At 63.8% G+C, this 15,946-nt stretch carries 13 protein-coding genes; 12 read left to right on the forward strand and 1 reads right to left on the reverse strand.

From position 1 onward, the window contains the following. Positions 1–223: 223 nt before the first annotated feature. The 12 genes from dsbD (at position 224) to DBO86_RS19195 (ending at position 15,284) form a co-directional block, all read left to right on the forward strand. On the forward strand, positions 224–2,089 hold the full coding sequence (gene dsbD, locus DBO86_RS19140) for a protein-disulfide reductase DsbD (RefSeq protein ID WP_244185579.1): 1,866 nt from the start codon (positions 224–226) through the stop codon (positions 2,087–2,089). Positions 2,090–2,277: 188 nt separating this feature from the next. Beyond that, the gene (aroQ, locus tag DBO86_RS19145) at positions 2,278–2,724 is read left to right on the forward strand and encodes a type II 3-dehydroquinate dehydratase (RefSeq protein ID WP_108234554.1); all 447 of its coding nucleotides are present in this window, start codon (positions 2,278–2,280) and stop codon (positions 2,722–2,724) included. Positions 2,725–2,774: 50 nt separating this feature from the next. Further along, complete coding sequence (accB, locus tag DBO86_RS19150) at positions 2,775–3,236, forward strand: acetyl-CoA carboxylase biotin carboxyl carrier protein (RefSeq protein ID WP_004425115.1); 462 nt, start codon at positions 2,775–2,777, stop codon at positions 3,234–3,236. A 17-nt stretch (positions 3,237–3,253) separates the two neighbouring features. Then, complete coding sequence (gene accC / locus DBO86_RS19155) at positions 3,254–4,609, forward strand: acetyl-CoA carboxylase biotin carboxylase subunit (protein ID WP_074913863.1); 1,356 nt, start codon at positions 3,254–3,256, stop codon at positions 4,607–4,609. A gap of 128 nt (positions 4,610–4,737) precedes the next feature. Continuing rightward, entirely contained in the window at positions 4,738–5,616 is an 879-nt protein-coding gene (gene prmA / locus DBO86_RS19160; protein WP_108234555.1) for a 50S ribosomal protein L11 methyltransferase, read from the forward strand. A 53-nt stretch (positions 5,617–5,669) separates the two neighbouring features. Beyond that, the gene (locus DBO86_RS19165) at positions 5,670–6,935 is read left to right on the forward strand and encodes a DUF3426 domain-containing protein (protein WP_108234556.1); all 1,266 of its coding nucleotides are present in this window, start codon (positions 5,670–5,672) and stop codon (positions 6,933–6,935) included. 229 nt (positions 6,936–7,164) lie between these two features. After that, positions 7,165–8,163, forward strand: a complete 999-nt coding sequence (gene dusB / locus DBO86_RS19170) for a tRNA dihydrouridine synthase DusB (RefSeq protein WP_108234557.1) — start codon at positions 7,165–7,167, stop codon at positions 8,161–8,163. Further along, a complete protein-coding gene (gene fis / locus DBO86_RS19175) occupies positions 8,160–8,480 on the forward strand; it encodes a DNA-binding transcriptional regulator Fis (protein WP_026088753.1) in 321 nt (106 codons plus the stop codon). The genes dusB and fis overlap by 4 nt, the downstream gene beginning before the upstream one ends. A 73-nt stretch (positions 8,481–8,553) precedes the next feature. Further along, positions 8,554–10,161: a bifunctional phosphoribosylaminoimidazolecarboxamide formyltransferase/IMP cyclohydrolase gene (gene purH / locus DBO86_RS19180; RefSeq protein ID WP_108234558.1), complete on the forward strand. Its 1,608-nt coding sequence runs from the start codon at positions 8,554–8,556 to the stop codon at positions 10,159–10,161. Positions 10,162–10,363: 202 nt separating this feature from the next. Continuing rightward, positions 10,364–11,653 (forward strand): phosphoribosylamine--glycine ligase, encoded by a 1,290-nt coding sequence (gene purD / locus DBO86_RS19185; protein WP_108234559.1) that lies wholly within the window; start codon positions 10,364–10,366, stop codon positions 11,651–11,653. A gap of 127 nt (positions 11,654–11,780) precedes the next feature. Continuing rightward, the gene (locus DBO86_RS19190) at positions 11,781–14,561 is read left to right on the forward strand and encodes a hybrid sensor histidine kinase/response regulator (protein WP_108234560.1); all 2,781 of its coding nucleotides are present in this window, start codon (positions 11,781–11,783) and stop codon (positions 14,559–14,561) included. Positions 14,562–14,690: 129 nt separating this feature from the next. Further along, entirely contained in the window at positions 14,691–15,284 is a 594-nt protein-coding gene (locus DBO86_RS19195) for a MarC family protein (protein WP_167399143.1), read from the forward strand. Positions 15,285–15,350: 66 nt separating this feature from the next. Here DBO86_RS19195 and DBO86_RS19200 read toward each other — a convergent pair whose 3' ends face one another. Then, entirely contained in the window at positions 15,351–15,539 is a 189-nt protein-coding gene (locus DBO86_RS19200) for a hypothetical protein (protein ID WP_146173216.1), read from the reverse strand. Positions 15,540–15,946: the final 407 nt, after the last annotated feature.

The raw sequence follows: 15,946 nt of genomic DNA on the forward strand, positions 1-15,946 counted from the left end.
ACTCGCGCACGAGCCTGTTTTTAACGCAGCAGTGGCAACGCAGATAGTTTTTCAACAGCCTGCGACACGGCAGCGCAGGCTTGATCTGCACGGGAACTCGGCAAGGCCGGCTTCCTCCAAGGTTCAGCTCATCCCCGGCATTCGACGCCCCGGCGCGGCGACGACGATACGGCTGAGCGCTTTCCGGTATCATGCCGCCACCTTTCGCCGAGATATTGACCCGATGTCACTGCGTCGACTGCTGCTCCCCCTGCTTCTGCTCTGCCTGAGCCTGCCCGCCAGCGCCAACCTGTTCGATCAGCGTCCGGCTGCGTCGCCACTTGGTGCACCGCTGAACAACAGCAGCGATTTCCTGCCAGTACGCGAAGCCTTCAAGCTGAGCCTGGTCAGCAGCGATACACAGGCCGTGACGCTGCGTTTCGTCGCCGCCGAGGGCTACTACCTCTACCGCCACCGCTTCAACTTCAGCGTCGACTCGGCACAGCTGACACTCGGCGAAGTCGAATTACCGGCCGGTCAGGCCAAGCACGACGAATTCTTCGGCGATGTCGAGGTGTACTACGGCGTGCTGGATATCCGCGTGCCGCTGGATAACCCGGACAATCACCCGCTGCGCCTGCAGGTCGATTATCAGGGTTGCGCCGACAAGGGCCTGTGTTACCCGCCGGAAACCGAATTCATCGAGATCGGTGACATGCCTGCTGCCAACAGCAGCGATGGGGCATCGATGGCATCCGGCTGGAACTGGAAAGTACTGGCGCTGTTCTTCCTCGGCGGCCTGGCGCTGACCTTCACCCCCTGCGTGCTGCCGATGCTGCCAATTCTCTCCGGCGTGGTACTGCGCGGCCAGTTGGGCGGCCTGCGCAGCCTGACTCTGTCACTGGCTTATGTCCTGCCGATGGCCGCCTGCTTCGCCATTCTCGGTACGCTGATGGGCCTGTTCGGCGCGGGCCTCAATCTGCAGGCTCGCCTGCAATCGGCTTGGGTATTGGTGCCTTTCGCCGCCTTCTTCGCCTTCTTCGCGCTGGCCATGTTCGGCCTGTTCGAGCTGCGCCTGCCACGTTTCATCAGTGAACCGCTGGATCGCCTGGCAGGCAAAACCCATGGCGGCTCGCATGTGAATGCAGCCCTGCTCGGCGTGCTGTCCAGCCTGCTGGTCAGCCCCTGCGTCTCGGCGCCGCTGGTCGGTGCCCTGCTCTATATCAGCGCCAGCGGCGATGCCCTGGGCGGCGGCCTGAAACTGCTTGCCCTGGGCCTCGGCATGGGTACGCCGCTGGTGCTGTTCGCCGTGGGCGGTGGTGCGCTGCTGCCGAAAACCGGCACCTGGATGGTCACGGTGCGCAATGCCTTCGGTGTGCTGCTGCTGGCCGTTTCGGTGTGGCTGCTCGAACGCGTGCTGCCGGGCAGTCTGAGTCTGGCCCTGTGGGGCCTGCTGGCCGGCGGCGTGGCGGTGTTTCTCGGCGCCCTGGAATTCGGCCCCAAGACGCACCGGCAGAAGCTCAGCCAGATCGTCGGGCTGGCCCTGCTGGTCTATGCCCTAGCCGCCTGGGTCGGCGCCTTGCAGGGCGCGACCAATCCGCTCAAACCACTCGGCCAGTTGCAGGCCGGCGCCAGCCAGAGCAGCGCCAAGAGCGGTGCCTGGCAAACCCTGAGCAGCCCAACCGAGCTGGACGCGGCCCTGGCCGAGGCCAAAGCCGCCGGCCAGCCGCTGCTGCTGGACTGGTACGCCGACTGGTGCATCAGTTGCAAGGTCATCGAGCGCGAGGTGTTCGGCAATGCCGAAGTGGGCAGCAAACTGGCCGGCTGGCGCCTGATCCGCTTCGATATAACCGAAAGCAACGCCACCCAGCGCGCCCTGCTGGACCGCTACCAACTGTTCGGCCCGCCGGCCATCCAGTTGTTCGCCGGCAATGGTGACGAATGGCTCGATCTGCGTGTCGTAGGTGAGGTCGATGCCGCGACCTTCGCCGGCCGCCTGGATCAGGCAAGTAGCCGCCTAGGAAACGCTGAAAAAGCCCCAAACCGTCACTCCCGCGAAGGCGGGAGTCCAGGTACTGCGGGGTCTGGATTCCCGCCTTCGCGGGAATGACGACTATTTCAGACCATCCCCAGGTAGCTGAATGCCGCCAAGACGATCATCGCTAGCGCCTGGCAACGACCAAAACCAACGCTATAGTCATATTTCTGCCGCAAACGCCGGCCATCGTGTCGACTATTGCCGACATCGGGCCAGCTACGGCATAGTCCTGCGCAGCCCGAACAACAAGGAACGCGACCATGGCCACCCTACTGGTGCTGCACGGCCCCAACCTCAACCTGCTGGGCACCCGCGAGCCCGACAAATATGGCGCCACCACCCTGGCCGAGATCAATCAGGATCTGGAGCGCCGCGCCCGCGAGGCTGGCCACCACCTGCTGCATCTGCAGAGCAATGCCGAGTACGAATTGATCGACCGCATTCACGCCGCAAAGGCTGAAGGTGTCGACTTTATCCTGATCAATCCCGCCGCTTTTACCCATACAAGCGTCGCATTACGTGACGCGTTGCTGGCGGTGAGCATCCCATTCATCGAAGTGCACCTGTCCAACGTGCACAAGCGTGAACCTTTCCGCCATCACTCCTACTTTTCAGACGTTGCCGTAGGGGTGATCTGCGGGCTTGGCGCCAGCGGTTATCGGCTGGCCCTGGAAGCGGCACTCGAACAACTGACCGGGCGCGCCTGACGCGTAGCCTGGTAGACAAGTCCTACCTCACCTCTGGGAGTTGAACCTTCATGGATATCCGTAAAGTCAAGAAACTGATCGAGCTGCTGGAAGAGTCCGGTATCGACGAGCTGGAGATCAAAGAGGGCGAAGAGTCCGTGCGTATCAGCCGCCACAGCAAGCAGCCGGCCTACGCGCCGCAGCCGGTCTACGCTCAGGCTCCTGCGCCGGTCGCCGCCCCGGTTGCCGCAGCTGCACCGAGCGCTGACGCTGCCCCGGCCGCCGCACCGAAACTGAACGGTACCGTCGCGCGCTCGCCGATGGTCGGCACCTTCTACCGCGCGGCTTCGCCGACCTCGGCCAACTTCGTTGAAGTCGGTCAGACCGTGAAGAAAGGCGACATCCTGTGCATCGTCGAAGCCATGAAGATGATGAACCACATCGAGGCCGAAGCCAGCGGCGTGATCGAGTCCATCCTGGTGGAAAACGGCCAGCCGGTTGAGTACGACCAGCCCCTGTTCACCATCGTTTGATGCCCGGGGAGCCTGCAATGCAGAAGCTGGAAAAAGTCCTGATCGCCAACCGTGGCGAAATTGCCCTGCGTATCCTGCGTGCCTGCAAGGAGCTGGGTATCAAGACGGTGGCCGTGCACTCCACCGCCGACCGCGAACTGATGCACCTGGGCCTGGCCGACGAGTCCGTCTGCATTGGTCCGGCAGCCGGCGCGCAGTCCTACCTGAACATCCCGGCGATCATCAGCGCAGCTGAACTGACCGGCGCCACGGGCATCCACCCGGGCTACGGCTTTCTCGCCGAGAACGCCGACTTCGCCGAACAGGTGGAGAATTCCGGTTTCGCCTTCATCGGCCCTAAAGCCGACACCATTCGCCTGATGGGCGACAAGGTATCGGCCAAGGAAGCCATGATCAAAACCGGCGTACCGGTAGTTCCCGGCTCCGACGGCCCGCTGCCGGAAGACGAGGAAGAAGCCCTGCGCATTGCCCGTGAAGTGGGCTACCCGGTGATCATCAAGGCCGCTGGCGGCGGCGGTGGTCGCGGCATGCGCGTGGTGCACAAGGAAGAAGACCTGATCAAATCGGCCAAGCTGACCCGCACCGAAGCCGGTGCTGCGTTCGGCAATCCGATGGTCTATCTGGAAAAATTCCTCGGCAACCCGCGCCACGTCGAAGTCCAGGTGCTGTCCGACGGCCAGGGCAACGCGATTCACCTGTACGACCGCGACTGCTCGCTGCAGCGTCGTCACCAGAAGGTGATCGAAGAGGCTCCGGCCCCACTGATCGACGAGAAGGCCCGCGCCGAAGTGCTCAAGCGCTGCGTCGATGCCTGTGTCGAGATCGGCTACCGTGGCGCCGGCACCTTCGAGTTCCTCTATGAAGACGGTCGTTTCTACTTCATCGAGATGAACACCCGCGTTCAGGTGGAGCACCCGGTCACCGAGATGGTCACTGGTATCGACATCGTCAAGGAGATGCTCAGCATCGCCGCTGGCAACAAGCTGTCGATCAAGCAGGAAGACGTGAAGATCCTCGGTCACTCGGTCGAGTGCCGGATCAACGCCGAAGACCCGGACAACTTCATGCCCAGCCCAGGCAAGGTCAAGCATTTCCATGCTCCGGGCGGTAATGGCGTGCGCGTCGATTCACACCTGTACAGCGGCTACAGCGTTCCACCGCACTACGACTCGCTGATCGGCAAGCTGATCACCTTCGGCAAGGACCGTGACGAAGCCATGGCCCGTATGCGCAATGCCCTGGACGAGATCGTGGTCGATGGCATCAAGACCAACGTACCGCTGCACCGCGACCTGACTCGCGACAAGGGTTTCGTCAAAGGTGGCGTGAACATCCATTACCTGGAAAAGAAACTGGGTATGGACAAGCACTGAGTCCTGACTCGCTGCTTCACAGGGGCTGCCTTCGGGCGGCCCCTGTCGTTTCAGCGGCTGAACTGGCAAGCCGCCACCCCCATCAAGTAAGCTGCGCGGCCAAACGCGCGCCCTTCACGAGGTTTTCCATGCCCTGGTTACAAGTCCGTCTCGCCATCACTCCTGAGCAGGCAGAAACCTACGAGGATGCGCTGCTGGAAGTGGGCGCCGTATCGGTAACCTTCATGGACGCCGAAGATCAGCCGATCTTCGAGCCGGATCTGGGCACCACCCCGCTGTGGTCGAACACCCACCTGCTGGCCCTGTTCGAGGCCGACACCGACGAGACCGCACTGCTCGCCCACCTGCAACTGCTGTGTGGCGGCGCACTGCCGGAGCATCATGTCGAGCGCATCGAGGATCAGGACTGGGAACGCAGCTGGATGGATGGCTTCCAGCCGATGCGCTTTGGCCAGCGCCTGTGGATCGTGCCGAGCTGGCACGCCGCGCCGGAGCCGGATGCGGTCAACCTGCTGCTCGATCCGGGCCTGGCCTTCGGCACAGGCACCCACCCGACCACCGCGCTGTGTCTGGAGTGGCTCGACGGCCAGAAGCTCGATAACTGCAGCGTGCTCGATTTCGGCTGCGGCTCGGGCATCCTGGCGATCGCCGCCCTGTTGCTCGGCGCACCGCAGGCCGTGGGCACCGATATCGACCCGCAGGCGCTGGAGGCCTCCCGCGACAACGCCTCGCGTAATGGCATCGCCCCCGCTCGTTTCCCGGTCTATCTGCCGGCGGATATGCCGCAGCAACCGGCCGACGTGGTCGTCGCCAATATCCTTGCCGGCCCGCTGGTTTCACTGGCACCGCAGATCACTGCGCTGGTCAAAAGCGGTGGGCGCCTGGCACTGTCGGGCATCCTCGCCGAACAGGCCGAAGACGTTCGCGCCGCCTACGCCGGCGCCTTCGACCTTGATCCGACCGCCAGCAAGGACGGCTGGGTACGCATCAGCGGCGTCAAGCGCTGATGCGCGCGCAATCCTTGCGTTAGACTAGTTGCTTGGATTTTCCGGACCCGCGCATGAGCGAAAGCCACGTTACCCAGTGCCCCCATTGCCGCACCAACTTCCGCGTCAGCCAGGCGCAGCTGGCTGCTGCCCATGGCGTCGTGCGCTGTGGGGCCTGCCTGCACGTGTTCAACGCCGCCGAACAGCTGTTCGGCCCCACCACGACAAGCGCAGCAGTCAAAGCACCCAGCGCGGCGGCGCAACAGTTTCACGCCGGCACCGGCAGCAAGCCAGCAGCCAAGAAAGCGGTCGACGATACGCTGTGGATTCATGACGACCTGGACCTCGATAGCCTCGATCTCGATGAGGAACTGGCCAGACTGGAAGAGCAGGAACAGCAGCTGTCGCAGCAGTTTCTTGCCCTGGAACGGGCGCCGCGCCCAGCCGAACGCTTCGAGGACAGTGGCGTAGACGACCCCAAGGACATCCACGATGAATCCTGGACTGAAGCCCTGCTGCGTGACGAGCCGGTAAAACCTGAGCGCGCACGCTTCGAGCTGCAGGAAACTGACGCACAACCGCCAGCGGCGGCTGCAGCGGAACGTAGAATGGCCGAGCCTGCGCCACCCACCACAACGCACAAACAGCCCGTTGTCGAGCTCCTAGAGGAAGCCGACGAACCGCGCCTGGGTAGCCTCGATGACGAACCGCTGGAGCAGGCGCAGACGGACGAAGTTCCGCACAGCGAACGCGAAGAGCCCAAGCTCACGCGCAACGAGCCTGGCCTGCGCGAGGAACGACTGTTCGATCTGGACGACGAACCTCTGCAACTCGAATGGCGTCAGCCACAGGGCATCGTCTGGGGGCGCGTGTTCGGCTGGGGCCTGCTCAACCTATTGGCTGCAGCCGGCCTGCTGGCGCAATACGCCGCCTACAACTTCGATGAACTGGCGCGTCAGGAGCGTTATCGCCCCTGGTTCGAACAGCTGTGTCCGAACATCGGCTGCACATTGCCATCGAAAGTCGATATCGGCCAGATTCGCAGCAGCAATCTGGTGGTGCGCAGCCACCCGGAGTTCTCCGGCGCGCTGATCGTCGACGCCATCCTCTACAACCGCGCACCCTTCGCCCAGCCCTTCCCGCTGCTGGAAATGCGCTTCGCCGATCTGGGCGGCCAGCTGGTCGCCAGCCGCCGCTTCAAACCCAGCGAATACCTCGCTGGCGAGCTGGCCGGGCAGAGCGAAATGCCGCCGCAAACGCCCATCCATATCTCGCTGGACATCCTCGACCCGGGCCCCCGTGCGGTCAACTACAGCCTCAGCTTCCACTCCCCCGAATAGCCTGCAGGCTCTGCGACCCGTGGTCGCAGAGCTTCCATCTAACTGCTGGCGATAAGCCCATAGCTGTTCAGAATTTGTTCAAAACGACCTTTATCCAGTCATCCAGAGCGGGTATCATGCCCACCCTTTCGCGAGCACCGACCCACCGCAGTTTCCCCTGAGGACACAGTGGAGGGCAGGTGTTGATCGCCCTTTGTCTCAACTGCGCACCAACAAGCAGGGACGCCCCATGTCGGCCCCACGTATTGGCCCCTACACATTGCCCAATCGGTTGATCCTGGCTCCCATGGCCGGCGTCACCGATCGCCCGTTCCGCCAGCTGTGCCGCCGTCTCGGTGCCGGCCTGGTGGTGTCGGAGATGGTCACCAGCGATGTGCGCCTCTGGAATAGCCGCAAGTCCAGCCTGCGTTTGCTGCACGCCGGTGATCCCGAGCCGCGCTCGGTACAGATCGCCGGTGGCGACCCGCAGATGATGGCCGACGCAGCACGCAAGAACGTCGAGTTAGGAGCGCAGATCATCGACATCAACATGGGCTGCCCAGCCAAGAAGGTCTGCAACAAGGCCGCCGGCTCCGCCCTGCTGCGTGACGAGCCGCTGGTACGGGAAATCCTCGCTGCCGTGGTCGGTGCGGTGGACGTGCCGGTGACCCTGAAGATTCGTACCGGCTGGGACCGCCAGAACAAGAACGGCATTACCGTGGCGAAAATCGCCGAAGATGCCGGCATTGCTGCACTGTCCGTACACGGCCGCACCCGCGCCGATCTGTACACCGGCGAAGCCGAGTACGACACCATCGCCGCCATCAAGCAGGCGGTATCGATTCCGGTGTTCGCCAATGGCGACATCGACTCCCCGGAAAAAGCCAAGGCCGTGCTCGACGCCACCGGCGCCGACGCCTTGCTGATCGGTCGCGCCGCCCAGGGCAGGCCGTGGATCTTCCGTGAAATCGAGCACTACCTGCGTACCGGCGAGAGCCTGCCGGCACCGAGCCTGCTCGAAGTGGAACGCATTCTGCTGGAACACCTTGCCGCACTGCACGCCTTCTATGGCGAATTGATGGGCGTACGCATCGCCCGCAAGCATGTCGGCTGGTATCTGGCAACCCTGCCGGGCGCCAGGGAGTTTCGCGCCCAGTTCAACCGTCTGGACAGCACGGACGCACAGTGCGCCCACGTTCGCGCGTTCTTCCGCGAACGGCACAACGATGAAAACGAGGTGGCCGCATGACGTTGATGACAGAGACCCTAGTGAGTGGAATTGCACCCGTGAGTGACAACACCAGCCTTAAACAGCACCTGAACACGCCAAGCGAAGAGGGTCAGACCCTGCGCGGCGCCGTGGAGAAGGCGCTGCACAACTACTTCGCCCATCTCGAGGGTGCTGACGTCACCGACGTGTACAACCTGGTGCTCACCGAAGTCGAAGCGCCACTGCTGGAAACCGTCATGAATTACGTGAAAGGTAACCAGACCAAGGCCTCCGAGCTGCTCGGCCTGAACCGTGGCACGCTGCGCAAGAAGCTCAAGCAGTACGACCTGCTGTAACCCGAACTCCCGAAAAGGGCGGCCCGCATGAGCCGCCTTTTTTGCTGATATCCCCGCTCTGATGGATAGTGAAATGACCGACCAGACCACCCTTCTGCCCGTCCGCCGCGCGCTGATCAGCGTTTCCGACAAGACCGGTGTCCTCGACTTCGCCCGCGAGCTGGCCGCCCTCGGTGTCGAGATCCTCTCCACCGGCGGCACCTACAAGCTGCTCAAGGACAACGGCGTGGCCGCAGTGGAAGTCGCTGACTACACCGGTTTCCCGGAAATGATGGACGGCCGCGTGAAGACCCTGCACCCGAAGATCCACGGCGGCATCCTCGGCCGTCGCGCCTTGGACGGCGCGGTGATGGAACAGCACGGCATCAAGCCGATCGACCTGGTCGCGGTCAACCTCTATCCCTTCGAAGCCACCGTGGCCAAGCCCGATTGCGACCTGGCCGACGCCATCGAGAACATCGACATCGGCGGCCCGACCATGGTCCGCAGCGCGGCGAAGAACCATAAGGACGTCGCCATCGTGGTCAACACCGGCGACTACGCCGGCATCGTCGCCTCCCTCAAGGCCGGCGGCCTGAGCTACGCCCAGCGTTTCGACCTGGCGCTGAAGGCCTTCGAACACACCGCTGCCTACGACGGCATGATCGCCAACTACCTGGGCACCATCGACCAGGCACGTGACACCCTGTCCACCGAAGGTCGCGGCGCCTTCCCGCGCACCTTCAACAGCCAGTTCGTCAAGGCACAGGAAATGCGCTACGGCGAGAACCCGCACCAGAGCGCGGCGTTCTACGTCGAGGCGAAGAAGGGCGAAGCCAGCGTCTCCACCGCCGTGCAACTGCAAGGCAAGGAACTGTCGTTCAACAACGTCGCCGACAGCGACGCCGCGCTGGAATGCGTGAAGAGCTTCGTCAAGCCGGCCTGCGTCATCGTCAAGCACGCCAACCCCTGCGGCGTCGCCGTGGTACCGGAAGACGAGGGCGGCATCCGCAAGGCCTACGACCTGGCCTACGCCACCGACACCGAGTCGGCCTTCGGCGGCATCATCGCCTTCAACCGCGAGCTGGACGGTGAAACCGCCAAAGCCATCGTCGAGCGTCAGTTCGTCGAAGTGATCATCGCCCCAAAAATCTCCGCCGCCGCCCGTGAAGTGGTGGCCGCCAAGGCCAACGTACGCCTGCTCGAATGCGGCGAATGGCCGGCTGAACGCGCTGCTGGTTGGGACTTCAAGCGCGTCAATGGCGGTCTGCTGGTACAGAGCCGCGACATCGGCATGATCAAGGCAGAAGACCTGAAGATCGTCACCCAGCGCGCGCCGAGCGAGCAGGAAATCCATGACCTGATCTTCGCCTGGAAAGTGGCCAAGTTCGTCAAATCCAACGCCATCGTCTACGCCAAGAACCGCCAGACCGTCGGTGTCGGCGCCGGCCAGATGAGCCGCGTCAACTCCGCGCGCATCGCCGCGATCAAGGCCGAGCATGCCGGCCTGCCGGTGCAGGGCGCGGTGATGGCCTCGGACGCCTTCTTCCCGTTCCGCGACGGCATCGACAACGCCGCCAAGGCCGGTATCACCGCGGTGATCCAGCCAGGTGGCTCGATGCGCGACAACGAGGTGATCGCCGCCGCCGATGAGGCCGGCATTGCCATGGTGTTCACCGGCATGCGCCACTTCCGCCATTGATGATTGTGCCCACGCTCTGCGTGGGCGCGCAGCCTGGGACGCAGAGCGTGGGAACGATCCAGATCCACCCTGCACACAGGCGAGACGTAGGAGCCCGCTTGCGGGCGATCAACCCGCAAAGCATCGCCGGCAAGCCGGCTCCTACAAACAGCACAGACTGATCCTCCTCACGCAGAACGTGGGAACGATCCAGGAGAATGCAATGAATGTATTGATCATCGGCAGCGGCGGTCGTGAACACGCCCTGGCCTGGAAAGTGGCGCAGGATCCGCGCGTCGAGAAGGTCTTCGTTGCTCCAGGCAACGCCGGCACTGCCGTGGAAGCCAAGTGCCAGAACGTCGCCATCGACGTGCTGGCCATAGAACAGCTTGCTGATTTTGCTGAGCAGAACGTGCAACTGACCATCGTCGGCCCGGAAGCGCCGCTGGTCAAAGGCGTGGTCGACCTGTTCCGTACGCGCGGCCTGGACATCTTCGGCCCCACCGCCGCTGCCGCCCAGCTGGAAGGCTCCAAGGCCTTCACCAAGGATTTCCTGGCACGCCACAAGATCCCGACTGCCGACTACCAGAACTTCACCGAGATCGAGCCGGCACTGGCCTACCTGCGCGAGAAAGGCGCTCCGATCGTGATCAAGGCCGACGGCCTGGCTGCAGGCAAGGGCGTGATCGTCGCCATGACCCTGAGTGAGGCCGAAGACGCCGTGCGCGACATGCTCGCCGGCAATGCCTTCGGTGAAGCCGGTTCGCGTGTGGTGATCGAGGAGTTCCTCGATGGCGAAGAAGCCAGCTTCATCGTCATGGTCGACGGCGAGAACGTGCTGCCGATGGCCACCAGCCAGGACCACAAGCGCGTCGGCGACGCCGATACCGGCCCCAACACCGGCGGCATGGGCGCCTACTCGCCGGCACCGGTGGTCACCGCCGAAGTACACAAGCGCGTGATGGACGAGGTGATCTACCCCACCGTGCGCGGCATGGCCAGCGAAGGCAACGTCTACACCGGCTTCCTCTATGCCGGCCTGATGATCGACAAGGCCGGCAAGCCCAAGGTCATTGAGTTCAACTGCCGCTTCGGTGACCCGGAAACCCAGCCGATCATGTGCCGCCTGGAAAGCTCCCTGGTGCTGCTGGTCGAGGCCGCCCTGGCCAAGGCGCTGGACAAAGTCGAAGCGACCTGGGACCCGCGTCCGACCGTGGGCGTGGTGCTGGCCGCCGGTGGCTACCCGGGCGACTACGCCAAGGGCGATGTCATCGAAGGTCTGGATGAAGCCGCCAAGCTCGACGGCAAGGTGTTCCACGCCGGTACCGCACTGAAGGACGGCCAGATCGTCACCGCTGGCGGCCGCGTGCTATGCGCCACCGCCATCGGCGCCAGCGTCGCCGATGCCCAGCAGCAAGCCTACCGCCTGGCCGAGAAGATTCGCTGGAACGGTATGTTCCACCGCAACGACATCGGCTACCGCGCCATCGCCCGCGAGCGCGGCGAAGGCTGAGGCTGAGGCTGAGGCTGAGGCGGCTCAGGGAATACGGCGCGACAGGCCATAAAAAGCCCCGCCGCGCCGTATTCCCCCGAACAAATGCTTGGCTATAATCCGGCCACTCATTTAGAAGGATTTTCCCGTGCGCCGGCTCAGGACTGCCATCGGACTACTCGCCAGCTTGCTGTTGCTCGGCCTTGCCCTGACAGCCAGTGCGAACTCAGCCCCGACAATCGCGCATGGCTGGTCCTATCTGGTCGACGCCAGCGCCCGCCTGGGCCTCGAAGAAGTACGCGCCCAGCGCCAACAGTTCAAGCCGCTGAGCAAACAGTCCTTCACCTTCCCACCCAGTGACCACGCCGTCTGGCTTCGCGCCGAACTGGCGCCACAGCAGCAACCTGCCTGGCTGTGGATCTTCTCGCCACGGGTGCAGTACCTCGATTACTACCTGCTGAAAGACGGCCAACTGGAGCAGAACCTGCACACCGGCGAAGCCATGCCGCTGGACTCGCGACCGCTACCGTCGCGTTTCTACCTGATGCCCCTGCCGAATGACGGCCAGGCCCGCGTCGCCTATGTTCGCCTGACCTCCAACCATCCGCTGATGACCTGGTTCAAGGTCATGGACCAGGCCGAGCTGGTCAGCCTGGAAAAGCCCGCCTACCTTTACGGCATGCTGTTCGGCGCGCTGTTGCTGCTGACCCTGTACAACCTCATCCGCTTCATCTACAGCCGCAGCGCCAGTGGCCTGTGGCTGGCCGGGGTGAACATCGGCCTGGCCGTGTGCTCGTCGGCCAACCTCGGCATCTTCGCCCAGTGGTTACCCAGCCTGGGTTACAACCAGTCCCTGATCGCCGACCTCTCGGCCCTGTTCGCCGCGTTCAGCGCGCTGGCTTTCGGCCTCGGTTTCATGCACGGCACACCGGTGCAGCACAGCCCACTCAATCGCCTGCTGCAGGGCAATGCCCTGCTGATTGTGGTCTACGCCCTGTGCATCACCGTCACCGGTCTGCTCTGGTACAGCTCGCTGGTCTACCTGCTGGTGGCCCTGAGCGCGATCAACCTGCTGCTGGTGAGTGCGCTGCACTGGCGCTCGGGCTATCAGCCGGCGCGCCTGATCACCGTCGGCATGGTGGTGTTCAACCTCGGCTTCGGCTTCTTCGTACCCGTGCTGCTCGGTTTCGATCAGCTCAATCCAGGCTGGCTGGTACTCGGTGTGTTCAGTGTCGCGACCCTGGCCGGTCTGATCCTCAGCGTGTCATTGACCGAACGCCAACGGCAGATCCACAACGACACCCTGCAGGAGAGCACCGCCCTGGCGGCCAGCAGCGCCGAGCTGCGGGCCAAGGCCGAGTTCCTGGCCAAGATCAGCCACGAAATCCGCACCCCGATGAACGGGGTGCTGGGCATGACCGAACTGCTGCTGGGCACGCCGCTGTCGGCCAAGCAGCGCGACTACGTGCAGACCATCCACAGCTCGGGCAACGAGCTGCTCACCCTGATCAACGAAATCCTCGACATCTCCAAGCTGGAATCCGGGCAGATCGAACTGGACGATGTGCAGTTCGACCTCGGTGCGCTGATCGAGGACTGTCTCGACATCTTCCGCGCCAAGGCCGAGCAGCAGCGCGTGGAGCTGATCAGTTTCATCCAGCCACAGGTGCCGCGCGTCATCAGCGGTGACCCCACGCGCCTGCGCCAGGCACTGCTGAGCCTGCTGGACAACGCCTTCAAGCAGACTGACGAGGGCGAGATTCTGCTGGTCGCCGCACTGGACAACAGCGATGGCCAGCAGCGCCTGCGCATTGCCGTGCAGGACAGCGGCACGCCGTTACAGGCCGAGGAGCGAAAGGCGCTGCTCAACGTCGAACTGCAGAGTCGCGACTTCCTTTCCGCCACCCGTCTGGGCGGGCGCCTGGGCCTGATCATTGCGCGCCAGCTGGTGCGCCTGATGGGCGGCGAGTTCGGCATTCAGGGCAGTGGCCGTCAGGGCACCACCCTGTGGCTGACCCTGCCACTGGACGCCACCCGCCTGGAGCAGCCGGAACCCGATCTGGACAGCCCGCTACAGGGCGCACGCCTGCTGGTGGTGGACGACAACGACACCTGCCGCAAGGTCCTGATGCAGCAATGCAATGCCTGGGGCATGCAGGTCAGCACCGTAGCGTCCGGCAAGGAAGCGCTGGCGCTGCTGCGCACCAAGGCACACATGCGCGAATACTTCGACGCGGTGCTGCTCGACCAGGACATGCCCGGCATGAGCGGCATGCAACTGGCAGCGAAGATCAAGGAAGACCCTAGCCTCAATCACGACATTCTGATCATCATGCTCACTGGCATCAGCCATGCGCCGAGCAAGGTGATCGCCCGTAACGCCGGGATCAAGCGCATCCTGGCCAAGCCGGTGGCCGGCTACACGCTCAAGACCACCCTGGCCGACGAACTGGCGCAGCGCCCCAACGATGCGCCGGCGCAGGCCGCACCGACGCCGGTGAGCATGCCCCTGAACGTGCCGAGCGACTTCCGCATCCTGGTCGCCGAGGACAACAGCATCTCCACCAAGGTGATTCGCGGCATGCTCGGCAAGCTCAACCTCAAGCCGGACACCGCCAGCAACGGCGAGGAAGCCCTCAGCGCGATCAAGGCGCAGCCCTATGACCTGGTGCTGATGGATTGCGAAATGCCGGTGCTCGATGGTTTTTCCGCTACCGAACAACTGCGTGCCTGGGAAAAGAGCCAGAAGCGCCCGCGTACACCGGTGGTGGCGCTGACCGCGCACATCCTCAGCGAACACAAGGAGCGCGCCCGTGCCGTCGGCATGGACGGACATATGTCCAAGCCGGTGGAGCTGTCACAATTGCGCGAGCTGATCGAGCACTGGATCGCCGAACGCGAGTTGCGCCGCCAGCGCGAGGTATCGTAGGGCGTACACGCGAAGCAGTACGCCGCTGGATTTGCGCTGTGACGAAGAGCGGCGGACTGTTCGCTTCGCTACGAGCGGTCGGCGTTCCGATCCGCCCTACCTCAGTCCACCCATCTCAAGCGAGTCCCCATGGCCGATATGTTCAGCCTGTACCTGAAGATGCTGGTGCTCTACAGCCCCTTCTTCGTCCTGTCCTGCTTTATCGGCCTGAGCCGCGGCTACACCCTCAGGGAGCGCAAGCGTCTGGCCTGGAAGGTGGCGCTGGCGACGCTGATCGCCAGCGTGCTGCTGTACCTGTTCGGCAAACACATCTTCACCCTGTTCGGCATCACCATCGACGCCTTCCGTATCGGCGCAGGCAGCGTGCTGTTCATCTCCGCCCTGGGCATGGCCCAGGGCAAATCGGCTGTGCAGAGCGATAACGTGCAGCAGGACGTGACCATCGTCCCGTTGACCATCCCCATCACCGTCGGCCCTGGCACCATCGGCGCCCTGTTGCTGATGGGCGCCAGCCAGCCGCACTGGGACGACAAGCTGGTGGCCGTGGCGGCGATCTTCCTCGCCAGCCTCACCGTGGGCGTGGTGCTGTACCTGTCCAACCAGTTCGAACGCCTGCTTGGCGACCAGGGTCTGCAGATCGTCAGCCGCCTGATGGGGCTGTTCGTTTGCGCCCTGGCGGCGCAGATCATCTTCACCGGGGTGAAGAACTACCTGGTGCTCTGAAACCCCGATACCTGACGAACGCCTGCGCCAACGTCCAGGGCAGGCTGTTCGCAGCAATCGCGTCTATCACGCCCCGGCCACAACTCTCAATCCGCAAACGAGCGGCGACGCGCCCTGCATCGCCTGCAACGCGAAGAGTTTCTCCAGGCGCACTTGCGCCGCGCCTGGCAGGGTCGCCTGCGAATATTCGCCCGGCTCGACGCGCTCGAACTCGAAGCGGCGCGCCGTCCCTGCCAGCGCCCCACGGATGAACACCTGCCTGCACCGCAGGCGCTGATTCGCACCTGAATGGTGCACAAGACAGGGCATCGGCGTTGCCGCCTAAGCCCTGGCGCAACCGGTCACGGCCAATCACAGGCAATCACGAAAAGCCCCGCGCCCCCCCCCGAAATCCACGCGCAGGCGCGCATTGCGGGGCGGCTGCACCGCGTCCAGACGCAGCGTATCGAGCTGAGCGGCGCCGGCGATCCTGACTCATCGTGCGGAAGAGGCACAGCAATTGCTGAAGGGCCTTATAGAGGTCAGCAACGCAGGTGCATTTGCTCGCTTGCACAAGCGACACGGCGCTTGCCGGCGCGTAGAGCCGATGCCGGAGCAGCCAGGCCATGACCTTCACGTATGACCAATAACAACGCTGTCCACTTACTCAAGATGAGAATGGA

Source organism: Ectopseudomonas oleovorans (genome assembly GCF_003052605.1).
GTDB lineage: Bacteria > Pseudomonadota > Gammaproteobacteria > Pseudomonadales > Pseudomonadaceae > Aquipseudomonas > Aquipseudomonas oleovorans_A.